Annotated in this window: 13 protein-coding genes, 1 tRNA gene and 1 pseudogene; 5 read left to right on the top strand and 10 right to left on the bottom strand. The window is 67.4% G+C overall.

The window, feature by feature from the left end; all coding sequences use genetic code 11:
• Positions 1 to 19 precede the first annotated feature (19 nt).
• Together J2853_RS39535 and J2853_RS39530 are read right to left on the bottom strand one after the other, a co-directional pair.
• Positions 20 to 886 (bottom strand): alpha/beta fold hydrolase, encoded by an 867-nt coding sequence (locus J2853_RS39535; protein WP_307566358.1) that lies wholly within the window; start codon positions 884 to 886, stop codon positions 20 to 22.
• A 524-nt stretch (positions 887 to 1,410) separates the two neighbouring features.
• Positions 1,411 to 2,292, bottom strand: coding sequence for a CPBP family intramembrane glutamic endopeptidase (locus tag J2853_RS39530; RefSeq protein WP_307566356.1), 882 nt, complete (start codon positions 2,290 to 2,292; stop codon positions 1,411 to 1,413).
• A 45-nt stretch (positions 2,293 to 2,337) separates the two neighbouring features.
• On the opposite strand from J2853_RS39530, the gene J2853_RS39525 reads away from it, so the two are divergent.
• The 3 genes from J2853_RS39525 (at position 2,338) to J2853_RS39515 (ending at position 4,600) form a co-directional block, all read left to right on the top strand.
• Positions 2,338 to 2,976, top strand: a complete 639-nt coding sequence (locus J2853_RS39525) for a TetR/AcrR family transcriptional regulator (protein WP_307566354.1) — start codon at positions 2,338 to 2,340, stop codon at positions 2,974 to 2,976.
• A gap of 602 nt (positions 2,977 to 3,578) precedes the next feature.
• Complete coding sequence (locus J2853_RS39520; RefSeq protein ID WP_307566353.1) at positions 3,579 to 4,313, top strand: hypothetical protein; 735 nt, start codon at positions 3,579 to 3,581, stop codon at positions 4,311 to 4,313.
• Between the two features lie 23 nt (positions 4,314 to 4,336).
• Entirely contained in the window at positions 4,337 to 4,600 is a 264-nt protein-coding gene (locus J2853_RS39515; RefSeq protein ID WP_307566351.1) for a hypothetical protein, read from the top strand.
• A 216-nt stretch (positions 4,601 to 4,816) separates the two neighbouring features.
• Here the strand turns inward: J2853_RS39515 and J2853_RS39510 are convergent, their stop codons facing one another.
• The 3 genes and pseudogenes from J2853_RS39510 to J2853_RS39500 form a co-directional block, all read right to left on the bottom strand.
• The gene (locus J2853_RS39510; RefSeq protein ID WP_307566349.1) at positions 4,817 to 5,422 is read right to left on the bottom strand and encodes a hypothetical protein; all 606 of its coding nucleotides are present in this window, start codon (positions 5,420 to 5,422) and stop codon (positions 4,817 to 4,819) included.
• Positions 5,423 to 5,510: 88 nt separating this feature from the next.
• Entirely contained in the window at positions 5,511 to 7,760 is a 2,250-nt protein-coding gene (locus tag J2853_RS39505; protein WP_307566347.1) for a LamG-like jellyroll fold domain-containing protein, read from the bottom strand.
• Positions 7,748 to 8,632 (bottom strand): annotated as a pseudogene (locus J2853_RS39500) (ISL3 family transposase); the annotation flags it as partial. The gene J2853_RS39505 and the pseudogene J2853_RS39500, both read right to left, overlap by 13 nt.
• 536 nt (positions 8,633 to 9,168) lie before the next feature.
• On the opposite strand from J2853_RS39500, the gene J2853_RS39495 reads away from it, so the two are divergent.
• Together J2853_RS39495 and J2853_RS39490 are read left to right on the top strand one after the other, a co-directional pair.
• Complete coding sequence (locus J2853_RS39495; protein WP_307566345.1) at positions 9,169 to 10,344, top strand: PQQ-binding-like beta-propeller repeat protein; 1,176 nt, start codon at positions 9,169 to 9,171, stop codon at positions 10,342 to 10,344.
• Between the two features lie 286 nt (positions 10,345 to 10,630).
• A complete protein-coding gene (locus tag J2853_RS39490) occupies positions 10,631 to 11,083 on the top strand; it encodes a hypothetical protein (protein WP_307566344.1) in 453 nt (150 codons plus the stop codon).
• A gap of 436 nt (positions 11,084 to 11,519) precedes the next feature.
• On the opposite strand, the gene J2853_RS39485 is transcribed toward J2853_RS39490, so the two are convergent.
• From J2853_RS39485 to moaC, 5 genes are all read right to left on the bottom strand, one after another.
• Positions 11,520 to 11,596: transfer RNA gene (locus tag J2853_RS39485), tRNA-Ala, on the bottom strand.
• Between the two features lie 58 nt (positions 11,597 to 11,654).
• Entirely contained in the window at positions 11,655 to 12,392 is a 738-nt protein-coding gene (sepX, locus tag J2853_RS39480) for a divisome protein SepX/GlpR (RefSeq protein ID WP_307566342.1), read from the bottom strand.
• Between the two features lie 124 nt (positions 12,393 to 12,516).
• Positions 12,517 to 13,170, bottom strand: coding sequence for a GNAT family N-acetyltransferase (locus J2853_RS39475; RefSeq protein ID WP_307568968.1), 654 nt, complete (start codon positions 13,168 to 13,170; stop codon positions 12,517 to 12,519).
• A gap of 153 nt (positions 13,171 to 13,323) precedes the next feature.
• Complete coding sequence (locus J2853_RS39470) at positions 13,324 to 13,797, bottom strand: MogA/MoaB family molybdenum cofactor biosynthesis protein (RefSeq protein WP_307566340.1); 474 nt, start codon at positions 13,795 to 13,797, stop codon at positions 13,324 to 13,326.
• 25 nt (positions 13,798 to 13,822) lie between these two features.
• Positions 13,823 to 14,293: a cyclic pyranopterin monophosphate synthase MoaC gene (gene moaC / locus J2853_RS39465; protein ID WP_307566338.1), complete on the bottom strand. Its 471-nt coding sequence runs from the start codon at positions 14,291 to 14,293 to the stop codon at positions 13,823 to 13,825.

Below are 14,293 nucleotides of genomic sequence, written 5' to 3'. Positions count from 1 at the left end.
GACCGGTCGGCCGGGCCGATCACCCGACCTGCCGCACCGGCTTGCCGGCATGATTCCGCAGGAAGGGAATGATCAGTTCGGCGACTTGATCGCCGGACTGCGAGTGCGGGTAGTGCCCGCCGTCGACGACGGCGACCCGGCCGATGCCGGGAGGCATGGCTGCGACGATCGTCTCGCCTTCGGCCACCGGGAGAGAGAAGTCCGGGTCCTCGGAGCCCATGATCACTAGCGCGGGACACCGTACCCCGGACAGATGCGCCTCGGCGTCGGCCGGAGTGGTCTTGCCGGTCTTCATGAACTCCTCCCATCGGCCGGGCTGCCGGAGCGTCGCCATGATGCCGTCCACGTGCCGGCGGTAGTCGTCCGGCTTGCCGGGATAGGCGATATCGAGGTAACTGCGCCACACCCTCGGGGACTTCAGCAGCGTCGTCCCCATCAGCCGCGCCAGACCGCGGCGGTACCGCCGGACGGTGAACAGCGCGCCGACGTCCAGTCGCTGGGCCCTGGTGAACGGGTTGATCTCCACGATCGCGGTGACGAGTTCCGGCGCCTGAGCCGCGGCGACGGTGGCGGCGCCGCCGGACAGCGAGTGCCCGACGATCACCGCGGGCCCGCCGAGGTGCCGGATGACCCCGAGCAGGTCACCGGCGACATCGGTGCGGCTGATGGCGGCCTTCCCGGTCACCGACGGCCAGCCGAGGCTGGACTCTCCGTGCCCGCGCATGTCCACGTTCACCACGCGGTAGCCCGCGTCGGCCAGCAACGGTACGAGATGGCGATAGTCGTGCCGCCCGGTACCCATGCCATGCGAGAGCACCACCAATGGGCCATCACCGATCACATCGCAGGCGATCCGCCCGCCGTCGAGAGTCACGAACTCGGTCATCTGCCGTACCTTCCTGACGCTCCATCAGCCGCGACATCCGCGACATGTCGATTGAACGCCGGAAGGCCCTCGACGGGACAACCGCGGGCAGGATCGGTCAGACGGACAGCCGCTCCAGTCAGAGGCTGACCCGAACGGTACGCCGGCCACGTCACGGGCCTGACCACGAGGCCGAGACAGGGGTGTTCACCAGTAGGCCCGGTCAGGCATGTGCGGGACCACGTCAGGACCGCTTCCCCGGTTACGCGTGATCGTTCCCCAGACCATGGTTCCAGCCCGTTGCGATGGCCGAGCGGGCGAGAGCCCGCACAGCGGAACCTGGCCCAGGCGCCCCTGAAACGACAAGATCCCGCCCGATCGCGATGATCGGACGGGATCCCGTCAACTTCGGTCCAGCCGTTTCAAGAACGGTTCCTGGTGGGGCGTTCACGAACAGGACTGCCCCGGGGCGAAGCAGGAGTGGGAAAGATCGTTTCCCGGGGTCGGCAAGACGGCGAATCGCCGGCGCGCCTCAGCACCAGGCGTTACAGCATGCCCAGCAGGATGGGGGCGGCGTTCATCGCGCCGTGGACAACGAGGATGGGCCACATCAGCCGGTACCGGCTCCACAGATAACCGAGGAACAACCCCTGCACCCCCTGGTTGACGAAGGCCGAGGAAAGATCCGCAGAGAGGTGGCCCGTGCCCTGGATGCCGACATGCCAGGCCGCCCAGAGCAGGGAGGCCAGCACGATGGCGGGCCAGAGACCAAGGATTTCCTCCCATCGGCTCTGGAGCCAGCGCCGATAGAAGACCTCTTCGAGCAGGCTGTTGACGACGAACACCACGCCGACGGTGACCAGCAGCGTGACGAGGCCGACGCCGGCCGCGTAGTCGCTGGGCGGTACGGCCAGCGGACCCGTGTAGGTGAGAGCGAGCCAGGCCGCCACCGGCACCACCGGCCCATAGCGATGCCAAGCCGCATGCCGCTCGCGTACCGGTTCGCGGTCTGTGGCGCTGCGGCGCGACAGCCAGAACAGCAGTGCCGGTACGGCCAGCAGCAGGATGAGTTTCAGCAGCGTGTGCGCAGGTTCGCCACCGCCTGCCAGCCGTAGCGTCACAGCGAAGAGCACGGCCGACACCAGGAGGACGACTGCTTGGACGTGGACCCCTCGTCCTGTCGGCGCGTCGTCCACGGGAGCAGCCCTCGGCGGCACCAGCCGCAGGAGCACCAGCCCGGCGAGGGCGGGGATCCAGCGGTGCCACATGGGCACGGTGCCGGCGTGGTCAGCTGAATACCGGACGTCTATGCCGCCATTCAGCACCAGCCACACCGCCGATCCAGCGATCACGGCCAACCCGGCGACCAGCACGCCCAGCGCCGGCGCCCGGTGACGCGACGATCTCTGCAATGTCTTATTTCGCACACTTGTACTTTATAGGAAACCGTACAAGCGTGCTGTAATAGAGGTATGCCGAAAATCGTCGACCATGAGCAGCGACGAGAAGAGCTCGTCCGCGTCGTGTGGGCGGTCATCAGCCGGGAAGGAATCGAAGGCGCCACGGTCCGCAAGGTCGCCGACGCGGCAGGCGTCTCGGTCGGCGGACTGCGTCACTACTTCGACAACCAGCGTGGCCTGCTCGACTTCGCGGCGCAGGCGATCGGGAGAAGCGTCGCCAGGCGCATCGCCGGTCACCTGCACGCCGACCTGCCGGGCCCGCAGCGCGCCCAGCTCATGCTCGAAGAGTTCCTCCCGCTTGACGAGAACCGCCGCGTTGAGGTGGACGTATGGCTGGCGTGCCTGGTGCGCTCGCATGTCGACGAGTCGCTGGCGGAGCTGCGCAACACGGGCTGGACGGGCGAACGTCACATCTGCCGCCTCGCGGTCGCCTCCTGCCACGACATACCGCTTCCGGAACACGTGGGTCAGGAGTTCACGGACGCCAACCTGGAACGGCAGGCCATGCGGCTCCACGTGTTCATGGACGGTTTGACGTTGCAGACGGCGACCTATCCCCACAGATTCACGGCGCAGGACATTCGCGCGACCGTCCGCGAAGAGCTGTTCCTTCTGACCGATACGCCATCTCGGCCAACACAGCCCACCTGACGGTGAGCACCGTCCGCCAGGAGGCGAAGATCGGCGGGACACGAGCCGAAATCGCCCGCCCGGCGGCCACAGGGCCTCGGAAACGATGAAATCCCGCCCGGTCAAGCGATCGGACGGGATCTCGTCAGCCGTTCTCGAGCTGACTCAAGAACGGCTCCTGGTGGGGTGTTCACGAGTGTGCGTGACCTGGGCGAACCAGGGACCTGGAAGATCGCTTCCCGTATGGCAAGTGATCGTTTCCCGAACGTGTCGGGGCGGGTAGGCCCAGTCCGGGCGCCCAGGCGGTGCAGAGCTGTGTCACTTGCCATCAGTACGTTGTCTGGATGACACCATCCCGGACCACACCACCTCGGTACGTCGACATCGCCGCGGTGTTCCCAGAACTGTCCGCCTACCGTCGTACGGCGACGCGCCTGCATCCACGGCCAGGAGACCCGGAGCCTGGGGACAGTTCGGTGGGCGGGCCTCTGCTGTGGCCGGCGGACGAGCCCTGGCCGACCTGCGAGACGCTTCACAAAGGGGAGGTGACGACCGAAGGTGTCCGGCTGAGGCGCCGCATCCTCGCGCAGGCTTGGGGCCGTACCAGACGGGGTGAGGAGCTGGTGCTCACCGAGCAGGAACAAGCCGATCTGAAACGCGCCGACGCCACGCCGACGGGCGAGGATGACGCGAAGGCCAATCCGATGCCGTTGATGGCGCTGGCACAGCTTTACGCTCGCGATGTCCCGGGGCTGAGCTGTCCGGAGCGGATGGACCTGTTGCAGGTCCTGTGGTGTCCTCACGATCACGACGAGCACGATCTGTACCTGCCCGCCGTGCACCTGCGCTGGCGTCGCGCGTCCGACGTGACCGACGTCCTGGCCGACCAGCCAGAGCCGGCGGCCGTGGAGTACGACGATTACGTGCCGGAGCCGTGCCTGCTCCATCCCGAAGTGGTCACCGAATATCAAGATGTTGAACTGCTCCCCCAGGATCTGCGAAAGCGGATCGAGGACTGGGAGCAGGCCACCGGGCATGACTACCAGAGCGAACTGTCGCTCACTGACGGGTGGAAGGTCGGCGGTTTCGCCTCCTGGAGCCTCTCCGGCCCGCAACCGATGGTCTGCGAGTGTGGCCGGGACATGAAGCCGCTGCTCACGATCGACAGCGGCGAATGGGAGAGCCCGTACGGCGGGAGCTGGCGTCCCGTCGAGGAGCCCGACCACCCCACCGGCGAGTTCGAGTCCCTGGCCAAACCGAACATGCCCACGAAGATCGTCATCAGTCGCGGCTACGCGCTTTATGTGTTCGCCTGTCTGGACGCGTTCGATCATCCGCTGCGCTTCACCATGCAATGAGCCGCACGCCGCACTCTCCGCCGGTGTCTGGGTTGGCCAGAGTCCCCCAGGGCGGTGGCGGTGGCGGAGGCCAGGGCAAGGGCGACAAGGGCGAAGAGGGAGGAGGCAGCGGCGGCGGCTTCGGTTTCGGCGCGACGCCCGCCGGCGTGTTCGTGCCGAAGGACGGCGACGCGCAGTGGCGGCCCGCCCTCGACTACAACCGGATGGCTCTCGGCGGCCAGATTGTCGCGATCGTACTGCTGCTGACCCTGCGGAGCATCTTCAAGAAGTGCCGCCGCAAGTGTTGACCGAGGTGAGACGGCCGACGTGCTGATCGACCTACTCGACACGGAGCCCCCCGGTCACGACCAGCTGTTCCTCGGCGTTGATCTGCCGGTGCGGATGGCGCGACCGGGCGACTCCGCACATGCTGCGGGTCGCCGGAGACCTTGCCTACGCAGGAGATCGCCGGCCGGGCCGCGACATTCCAGCCTTCGCGACTCCCGTCCTCGGCCCCCGAGCCGTCACCACGACTCCTGCCAGGTCCCTTCGGGGATTCGGTACAGTGCCTTGATGGAAGTGACCCACTCCCGGTCGAGGAAGCGCCCGGTGATCCGGCCGACCATGCACAACATGAGGTGCACACACCGGCTGAGGTCGAGCGAATCGCCGAGCGCGATCCCGCTCGCGTACGGCCGATAGTCGGGAAGATCCATGTCTCCGCCTTCCTCGTACGGCGGAGTGACGTCCCCGACCTGTTCCCCGTCGTAGTAGAGGTTCACCGGTTCGAGTTCCTTGAGATGGTCGTTGTAGCGGATCTCAAGGACGCGTCGCTTTCCCAGGTTCCGTATGGCGGGGTGGTACGGGTAGAGCCCGCGGGCGAGAATGTGCGTCCATCCGGCCGAGTGCGCGCCCATCCAGACCATTTCCCCGGATGAGGTCTGGAACGCCTCCGTCGCCGTCTCGAGGCTGCACTCCTGCCGCGAGTCAGGGTCAACCCGAAGAAGCGCGCTTACCTCGTCCACGTTTCCGCTCTCCACCCAGAGCCCGTGAAAGAGATACTCAATCCGGTGTTCGACCAGCAGGCCCCACTGATCCTCAAGCGGGTACTCCTGAGCCAGGTCCGCCATCTCTCCTACCTCCAGACGCAGCGCGGGGTTGTCGGGCCTTCGCCTCGGCAACCCCGCCTGAGCCAACTCTATCTAGGCCGTCTGACTCTTAGTCCACGATCTTGACCCAGAACGGACTTTCGCTGGACACGCTGTGGTCCGGGTTGTAGGTGAGCAGACGATACTGGCTGTAGAAGTCTTGGAGCGCCTCTCCGTGCCTACTGTTGTGGCTGGTCCAGACCGCCTGCACGGAATAATTCAACCGGTCCTTGGCCGCACCTTCCTGCGTGGACGCGAACGGGTATTCGTCACACCGCATCGCTCCGATCCCGTGCTCCTCGTACATGTCCTCGTTGTAATACTTGCAGTAGTTGGACCCCCACGAGTTGCCCATGTAGAACTCGCGATCCGTGCCCTTGTGCACCCAGAACCGGTGCCCGGAGAACACTCTCCGGTTGGCGTCTTCGTTCCCGTCGGCCCCTCTCCATAGAGGAAGGCCCGCAGTGGTTCCCGGCGCCGCCGCGTAATTCCCTGGAATGGACTTGAACCGTTCAGTGCCCGTCTTCTCCCGCGCCGGCGGATATTCGTCGTCCCGGTCGGCGGTCGTGTCTCCCAGGCGGTACGGCGGATTGGTGTCCGCGTTCCTGTCTTGGTCCAGAGCCTTCTCGATGTGAGCGATGACGTCCCGGAAATTGTGATTCTTGGTCTTGGACATCGTGAAGACCCGGTCTGCTCTGATGTAGATGCAGCCGCCGAAGTTGTGGCCGATGAGCTGGCGCCAGTCGCAGCGGAAGCTGGGCGCGTATAGGTCGTTCGCGGGGACTCCGTGCCCCCATCGAACCACGCTCAGCCGTTTACCCTTCGAGCTGAGGAGCTCCTGGTCCCACAGAGGCAGGTTGCCTTTCTTGCCCTCGTACGCGGTGATCGCCGGCATGACGGAGCAGACGACGTTGTCCTTCTTGCCGGTCTCCGGCTTGGACGCCTCGATCAGGTATTCGAGGTACGTTCCGCGCCAGGCCTTGATCGTCTTGTTCTGAGTCGCGGTGCCCTGTGTGATCTTGCAGGATGGCGACGTCTTGAGACCGAACTGGAGCTGCATGTCCTCCAGTTCGTCATCCAGTGCGGAGCGACGTATGCCGGTGTTGTAGATCCCGAAATCGGAGAACTTGAGCCAGAACTTCATGTTCTGCGGGCGCAGACCGTTGGTGCTGTCACCCCCTTCGTAGACCTCTCTTCCGTTGGCGCTGCCCAGATAGCTGTGCGCCACCCAGGTCGCACGGAAGGAGAACACGTCGCCGGGGTGCAACTGATTCACCAGCATGGCCGGGATGCGGAGCTGCGGCGGGAACAGCATGGTCCAGGCGGCCGGCTTGCGCTTCTTGATGCCGCCGTCATCCTCCTCTTCCCATCCCGTGTATCCGATCCACGCGGTCCAGCATGCGTTGTAGGGGCGTTCCTGCATGCGCGAGTAGGAATCGGTGAATCTGGGCGCCCTCTGGGTGGCGTGGCATTCCTCCAACGACGGGTGCTCATAATCGAAGTCGCCGTCGGCAAGCGCGGCCGAGGGCGCCGCGGAGGGCGCCGCCGGCCGGCTCGCCGCGGCCGCTGGGCTCGTCAGGAGAGCGGCGACCTCATCGGCGCCGAGCGGCTGCTGGAACAGGTTCACCTCATCGAGGTCGCCCCGCATCCTGCTGCCCAGCGTCATCGCGCCGTCCGCGTGCCACGTCGCGAAGCTCACCGGCGAGGTCTTGACCAGGTTGCCATTCAGGTACAGCGAGGCGGTCTTGGCCGCCGCGTCGTAAACGCCGGCCAGGTGGAACCACTCGCCGACCGGCGGTTCGACGTCGGAGAGCACTCCCTCGACCGTAGCATCGGCGGCATCGGCGCCGGTGAAGGTGAAGACCAACCCGTGCAGAGGTTCGTTGCCGAGGCGGAAGGGCGCCTGGTGGGTGCCCTTCTGCTCGACGACGGTGTAGTCGCCATCCTTGTCGCTCCAGCGCAGCCAGGCGGCGGCGGTGAAGCTCTGGTCGGTGCGGATCACCGGCCCGGTGGTTTGGGCCAGGGGTTCCTCGCCCGGCTGGGTGACGTCCACGGTGACCTGCTGCCAGTCCGACCAGGCCGAGGCGGCGGTGGCCGAGACCGCGCGGGCCCGCCAGCGCACCTTCCAGCCGTCGGTCAGCGTGTCCGCCGCGACGGCGATGCTCGCCTGGGTGCCGGCCGGGACGTTGTCGGCGCCACCGACCCAGATCTGGCCACTGCCCTGCCCGGTCGCGGCCGGGTCGTGCTCGATCTCGGCCTCGGCCCGCAGCGGCTTGCCCGCCGGGTCGATCACCTGGACGAGCAGCGCCGGCGTGCGCATTCCAGCAGGCCGACGTTCTTGCCGAGCAGGTCGTGGACCTGGTGCCAGCGCTCGCGGATGGTCTGCGCGCGCTGGCCGTCCTGCAGCAGCGGTCCGGCCTTGGCCCAGCAGGCACTGTGCGCGGCGACCGCCTTGGCGACGGCCTGGCCGAGGTTGTGCCATAGGTGCCAGCGGTCACCAACCTGGATGGCGTGTGGCAGCGCGCGGCGGATGGCTTCGGCGTAGGCGCCCGAGCCGTCTCGGCACACGATCTTCACTCCGGGATGGGCGCGCAGCCAGGCTTCCAGCGTGTCGGCGGTGCGGTCGGGCAGGACGTCGATGCGCCGGCGGGTCTCGGCGTCGATCAGCACGGTGGCTTAGCGGTGGCGTCGGCGCAGGGCGAAGTCATCCACCCCCAACACCCGAGGTACGCGTGGCGGTGGCAGGGACAGGCGCAGCAGGAGGCACAGGGCGGTATGCCGCGACAGGCGAACGGCCAGCGCGGATAAGACCCGCTCGCCGGCACGTCCGGCCAGTTCGCGGACCACAGCGCCGATCTGGCAGACCAGGCGGGGTGTGCGGCGTTGGTAGCGTTCCAGCACGCCGGGCAGCTGTTCGCGGAAGGTCTGGCGGCAGCCGCGTGTCGGGCGGACCAGGCGGCGAATTCGCACCACCACGAGCACGTGGCGGGCGTCGACCGGGGCATCGGCAACGGTCCTGTCGTGATAGCCGTGCGCCCGTGCTGTCTCGGCGCCGCACTTCGAGCAGGAGACCGGTCCCTCCGGGGTACGTGCCCGCACCTGGAGCTGCTCGCCCTTATCCGCCACGTCCTCCACGATCAGCGGCGATAACCCCGAAAACATCACATTCACGAGTTCCTCGACACTATGCATGACTCAGCGTGGCGCAATGAGACGTTCCGTCACCACCGAATCTGCGACAGAGCCGTTTACTGGACAGACCCGCCTGACATCACCCGGGCCTTCCCGGACACCTGCTCCGCGGCCCCCAAACCAGGACGAACCCGATTCGGAAACCCCTGAAACGACAAGATCCCGCCCGATCACGATGATCAGACGGGATCCCGTCAACCTCAGTCCGGCCGTTTCAAGAACGGCCCCTGGTGGTGATGTTCACGAGTGGGTGTGACCTGGGATGCAGTAGGGGCCTGAAGATCGCTTCCCGAGACCGACATGATCGTTGCCCAGGTTGGATGGGGGGCTCGTCTCGACGCAGCAGGCTCGATCGTCGGTTCCGCGGCCGACGAGGACGCCGATGGCCGTGGGGGCGCGGGTCCACAGCAGGGACTCCGGGGGCAGAGGGATGCGGAACGGAATTTGGTGTAAATGAGGTTCCCGCAAGTCAGCAGGTTTTCGAACGGACTTCGCTTTTGCCGCATTCATCGCATTGAAGGGCCATGCTAGGCCTTATGCGGTTGATCCAGATCATGTCATGCGCCGTCATCGGCATCCTGCTGCTGCTCGGCCTCGTCGGCTGGCCCGGCGAGACCATGACGCGAATGGGGAACTCCTCCTATCCCTGGCGTCCGGCGGGGTGGGGGACGCCAGGGATCGACGTCCTCGGTAGGGCTCCCTTCGCGGCCGAGGTCTACGGTGACGTGGCGGTGGACCGGCGGCGGGGCCTGCGTACCGAGAGACTGGTCGCAGAGCGGATCACGGACGGATCCACGGCCTGGCTGTACGAGAACGGCTGGGCCGACGACTCGTTGGAGCCCGTCCGGGTGGACGATCGCCGGATCGCGGCCATCTGGCGCGATGGCCGGGTCAGCCTCATCGACGTACCGGACGGCCGCATCGTCTGGCAGGCCGACCTGCCGCCAGGCCCGGCCCACGAGGCCAACCGGGCCTACGACGAGGAATGGGCGGCGGCCTGGGAGATCTCCGTGTCCATGGACGGCTCCGTTCCCCTCGTGGTGGTCCTGCACGACGGCCGGCTCGACGTGCTGGACGGCCGCACGGGGGCGATCCGCTGGTCCAACCCGCCTGACTCGTCCGCTTCCTGCCCTACAGAAAAATCCGGCCTCGATGTCCGCAGCGCGGGCGAGACCGTGCTCGCCTTCCGGCACTGCGCGGGCGAGGAGCCGAACGTCGCGCTCAGCGCCGCGGACGGCAGGCGGCTGTGGGGGTTCGACGGTGGAGAGCTATGGGACGCGCGTGCGCTCGGTGCCGATCGCCTGGCGTCGGTGGACAACAACGGTGCTCTGGTCGTCCGCAGAGTTCACGACGGGAAGGTCCTCTGGCGCGCCTCGTCGGCGGGGCTCAAAGACAGCTCCTACGGGGAAGCGATGGGGGTGTCGGACGAGCTGGTGACCGTACGTTCGAAGACCGCGGTGGCCGCCTACCGTATCGCCGACGGCCAGGTCGCCTGGCGCCGCGCCCTGGGCGGCACCAGGGACCACACCGTGCTGACGGACGGCGTGGACGCCTACGTCGCCGAGGACGCGACGACGCTCGTCAAGCTCGACGCCCGCACGGGACGCATCGTCGACCGGCACCGCTTCGAGGACGACATCACCCCGCGATGGATGCGCGACGGACTGGCCGGGATCGGCGTGGGCACCGGCGACGACGTGGTGATCGGCTGACTCGCCCGCCGGTATGTGCCGGGCGCGTCGTTGATGTGGGGATCCGGTGCAAGGCGGCTGGGGCGTGAACCCGGGCATGGCTCTGGCTTCGTTGCGGAAGTTGTGGCATGAGTAACTAACAACCCTTGAGTTCCTCCTGGCTTCTCAGGTCTCCTTAGCCGCAGGATCTGGGGCTTATCTGCTGATACTCCGGCTTCTTCGGATGTTGATGAGACTTCGGGGATTCTGAAGGTCTGTCGCCCTGGGCGTTCGTCTTGCTGTGATGGTGAAGGCGAGGTGGCCTGAGTTGGCGCTGGCGGTGGTGAAGGATCTTCGGGTGGCGCGTGCCCCGGCCACCACTGAGGACCTGGAGGCGCTGGAGATCGACGTGCCGGCCCGGGCGGCGGCAGGGCTGTCGGACGGGACGATCTCCTCCGACGTGCTGCACCTGGAGCAGGCGCGGGCCTGGTTCGGCCGGCCGCTGTGGGAGATGGAGCCCGCCGACGCCGATGCGTACTCCGGCAAGGTGCTGTGCTCCACCGCGAGGGGTACCCGGCTGGCGCGGGCTCAGGCGGTGAAGACGTTCTTTGCGTTCCTGGAACTACGCCACAAGGTCAAGATTCACCAGATGACCGGCCGCGTGGTCGAATGCCCTACCTCAGCCCCACCTGAATCGGAACCTACAAGCCCGTCCGTGCCAACACCGAAGGCGTCAACGGCAGGGTCAAAGGCCACCACATCGATGTCGGCGACCCCATGAACCGGCTCGCGCACGGCCGCGTGGCCCAAACGCTGCTGACCGCGCTCATGGTCTGTCTGGCCAACCAGCACATCCTGCTCAGCTGACGGCAAGCCCACGATCACACCGAGGAGCCCGCATCCCAGGACACGACAACGCCTGACGGGCACGACCCTGCCCCGCCCGAGGCCGACAGCAGACCGTCGCCTCGCGAGTGATCCGTCCCGCCACCAACCGCACACCACCACGACGACCGTTGGGTTTCGCACGCCCGCCGGCCGGTCCCACACGCGCTCACAGCGGTCCACCACCACCAGCGCCCTCCGCCGTAGCCCCGCACGAGCCGAAATCAGCCCGCCCAGCGGCCACAGGACCTCGGAAACGATGAAATCCCGCCCGATCAAGCGATCGGACGGGATCTCGTCAACCGTTCTTGAGCTAACTCAAGGACGGCCCCTGGTGGAGATGAGGGGATTCGAACCCCTGACCCCTTCGATGCGAACGAAGTGCGCTACCGGACTGCGCTACATCCCCAAGACGAGGACTAGATTAGCAAACTTCCGGAGGCGCTCGCGCCATCCGGCACCTGCCGTCAGTCCCCGACCGCGCGGCGGGGCATCTCGGCGTACTGATCGAACAGCTCGTCGCGGTGGGCGGCCAGATCGATGATCTCCGCCACGGGGTGACGGGCCTCCAGCTCGGCCAGTTCGACGGCCCGCCTGCGGGCGCGCTTGGCCTGCTTCGCACGGGCCTCAGCGGCGGCTCTCCGCCGTTCGGCATCGATCTGGACCGACACCCGCAAGACCGCGAGATAGGCGCCCAGAAGGACCACAGAGGGCGCCACACCCCACCAGGGGATCACCTGGACAGCGGCCGTCACCACGGAGGCGAGAAGCAGCAGCGTGCACCAGAACGTCAGCCGCCGGCGCTTGGCCACCTGCAGCGCCCGGCGGCGGTTCATGGCGCGACGACGCTCAACGGACTTTCTGGCTGTAGGCTGCCCGCCCGGGGATCGTCCGGGCAGCGGCTCGGACCGGGTGTCGGACCCGGCCTCGGCTTCACCTTCGGCTTCGGGGCGGGATTCCGGCTCGGACCAGGACTCAGACCGGAACTCGGCCTGGGCCGTCTCAGAGGAGGGCATGGGTACGGACACGGTGTCGGCCATAGCGTCGGCGGACTCGTCGTCGACCGCCTGCTCATCGGGCCCGTACGGCTCGGCGCTCTCGTGCGCGTCGGCCATGACGGCCTTGTCCCGGCGCAGCCACATGGGCACGAGCACGCACAGCCACATGACGACAATGGCCAGATATAGGAAAACACTGCCGCTCACGGCCACCTCCGGGCAGCATGAAGACGCCCATGGTCTCCCGGCGTCCTCAATGTGCTCATGTCACGCACCGTAAGACCGCGTGTCACTATTTGACGAGCATTCGATGCGGTGTGTCGCCAGATCTTCAAACCTCTTCGTGGGGAGCCCCGCCGTGGGAGGCCGCTTCGCGGGCTCTCCGCCACTGCACCAGCAGCCCTCGTGGGGCGTCCTCGACCGTGAGCGCGTAGCAGATGTGATCGCGCCAGGCGCCGTCGATGTGCAGCTGCCGGCGTCTGATGCCTTCCTCCCGGAAGCCGAGTTTCTCGACGACTCTGCGGCTCGCGTGGTTCTCCGGCCGGATGTTGGCCTCGACGCGGTGCAGCCCGGTGGTGAAGAAGCAGTGGTCGACCGCCATGGCCACCGCGGTGGGGGTGATCCCCCTCCCCGCCAGGGCGCCGTCCACCCAGTAACCGATCTGGGCCGACCTGGCCGAGCCCCAGACGATGGCGCCCACGGTGAGCTGTCCGGCGAAGGCGCCCTCGTAGGTGACGACCCAGGGCAGCGCGAGCCCCTGCCTGGCCTCCCTGCGAAGGGTTCCGGCCATCGAGATGTAGGGGCCGAGCCCGGTCCTGAACAGGGGGGTCTCGGGGTTGCTCGGCTCCCAGGGTCGGAGCCAGTTTGCGTTGCGCAGCCGCGAGTCCCGCCAGACGCGCACGTCTCGCAGCCGCAGCGGCCGAAGTCCCACCGGGCCTTCCGTCAGGGTCACCGGCCAGCCACGAAGTCGATCCACATCCTCCATCATCCCCCCAAGTCGCCTCGGTGTGCCACGGAGTCGGCGAGGCGTATCGGCGAGTGTTACCCCTCTCGCACCGGGCGGAATCGGCGGGAGCGGTCCTCGCCCCCGGACGAGTCCGGCACAGCGTCTCGCCGGGGACGGGATCGGCGAGGCGTCTCAGCGGGGATGGTCTCCCCCGCGGATCTGGTCCACGGCGTGCCGGAGGACGGGCGAGAGCACGGCCATCCCGTCGCGTACCCCTCCCGAGGAACCCGGCAGGTTGACGATCAGCGTGTTGCCCGTCTGACCTGCGAGCCCGCGGGACAGGATCGAGGTGGGCACCTTGTCGCGGTTCGCCTGGCGAATGGCCTCGGCGATGCCGGGGATCTCCTTGTCGATCACCCGCGCGGTCATCTCCGGGGTGAGGTCCGTCGGGCTCAGCCCGGTGCCGCCGGTGGTGACGATCACGTCGTACCCCTCGGCCACCCCGGCCCACAGCGCCGTCTCCACCGGATCCCCGTCGGGGACCACCCGCGGACCCTCCACCTCGCATCCGGCGCTCGCCAGAAGTTCGGCCAGCAGTTTCCCGGATTTGTCTTCGTATACACCGGCGGAGGCCCGGTTGGACGCGGTGATCACCAAAGCTCTCATACGGACATCCTTCTGATTGCGGCGGTTACGGGCGGGTCCAGACCCCCGTCTTGCCGCCGGTCTTCTCCTCGACCCTGACGTCAGTGATCACAGCCGCCGGATCCACCGCCTTGACCATGTCGATCAACGCGAGCGCGGCGACCGAGACGGAGGTCAGCGCCTCCATCTCGACCCCGGTCCGATCGGCCGTCCTGACCAGGGCGGCGATCTCCACGCCTTCGTCGACCACGACCAGCTCGACCTTCACCCCGTGCAGCGCGATGGGGTGACAGAGCGGGATCAGGTCGGGGGTCCGCTTGGCGCCCATGATGCCGGCGATCCGCGCGGTCCCGATCGCGTCCCCCTTGGGGATGTCCCCCGACCGCAGCAGGGCCACGGCCTCGGCGGACAGCAGCACCCTGCCGGTGGCGCGCGCCGTACGGACCGAGACGTCCTTGGCCGAGACGTCCACCATGCGCGCCGCGCCGGTCTCGTCGATGTGTGTGAATCCGCTCAC

Source organism: Streptosporangium lutulentum (genome assembly GCF_030811455.1).
Lineage (GTDB): Bacteria > Actinomycetota > Actinomycetes > Streptosporangiales > Streptosporangiaceae > Streptosporangium > Streptosporangium lutulentum.
The sequence above is the reverse complement of the archived record's forward strand: the minus strand, read 5'-3'. Positions and strand labels throughout refer to the sequence as shown.

Excerpts from the sequence above, each read along its gene's own strand:
- J2853_RS39470 (WP_307566340.1), bottom strand. The coding sequence starts at position 13,797 with ATGAGAGCTTTGGTGATCACCGCGTCCAACCGGGCCTCCGCCGGTGTA.
- J2853_RS39505 (WP_307566347.1), bottom strand. The coding sequence starts at position 7,760 with ATGCGCACGCCGGCGCTGCTCGTCCAGGTGATCGACCCGGCGGGCAAG.
- J2853_RS39525 (WP_307566354.1), top strand. The coding sequence starts at position 2,338 with ATGCCGAAAATCGTCGACCATGAGCAGCGACGAGAAGAGCTCGTCCGC.
- J2853_RS39510 (WP_307566349.1), bottom strand. The coding sequence starts at position 5,422 with ATGGCGGACCTGGCTCAGGAGTACCCGCTTGAGGATCAGTGGGGCCTG.
- J2853_RS39535 (WP_307566358.1), bottom strand. The coding sequence starts at position 886 with ATGACCGAGTTCGTGACTCTCGACGGCGGGCGGATCGCCTGCGATGTG.
- J2853_RS39495 (WP_307566345.1), top strand. The coding sequence starts at position 9,169 with ATGCGGTTGATCCAGATCATGTCATGCGCCGTCATCGGCATCCTGCTG.
- J2853_RS39475 (WP_307568968.1), bottom strand. The coding sequence starts at position 13,170 with ATGGAGGATGTGGATCGACTTCGTGGCTGGCCGGTGACCCTGACGGAA.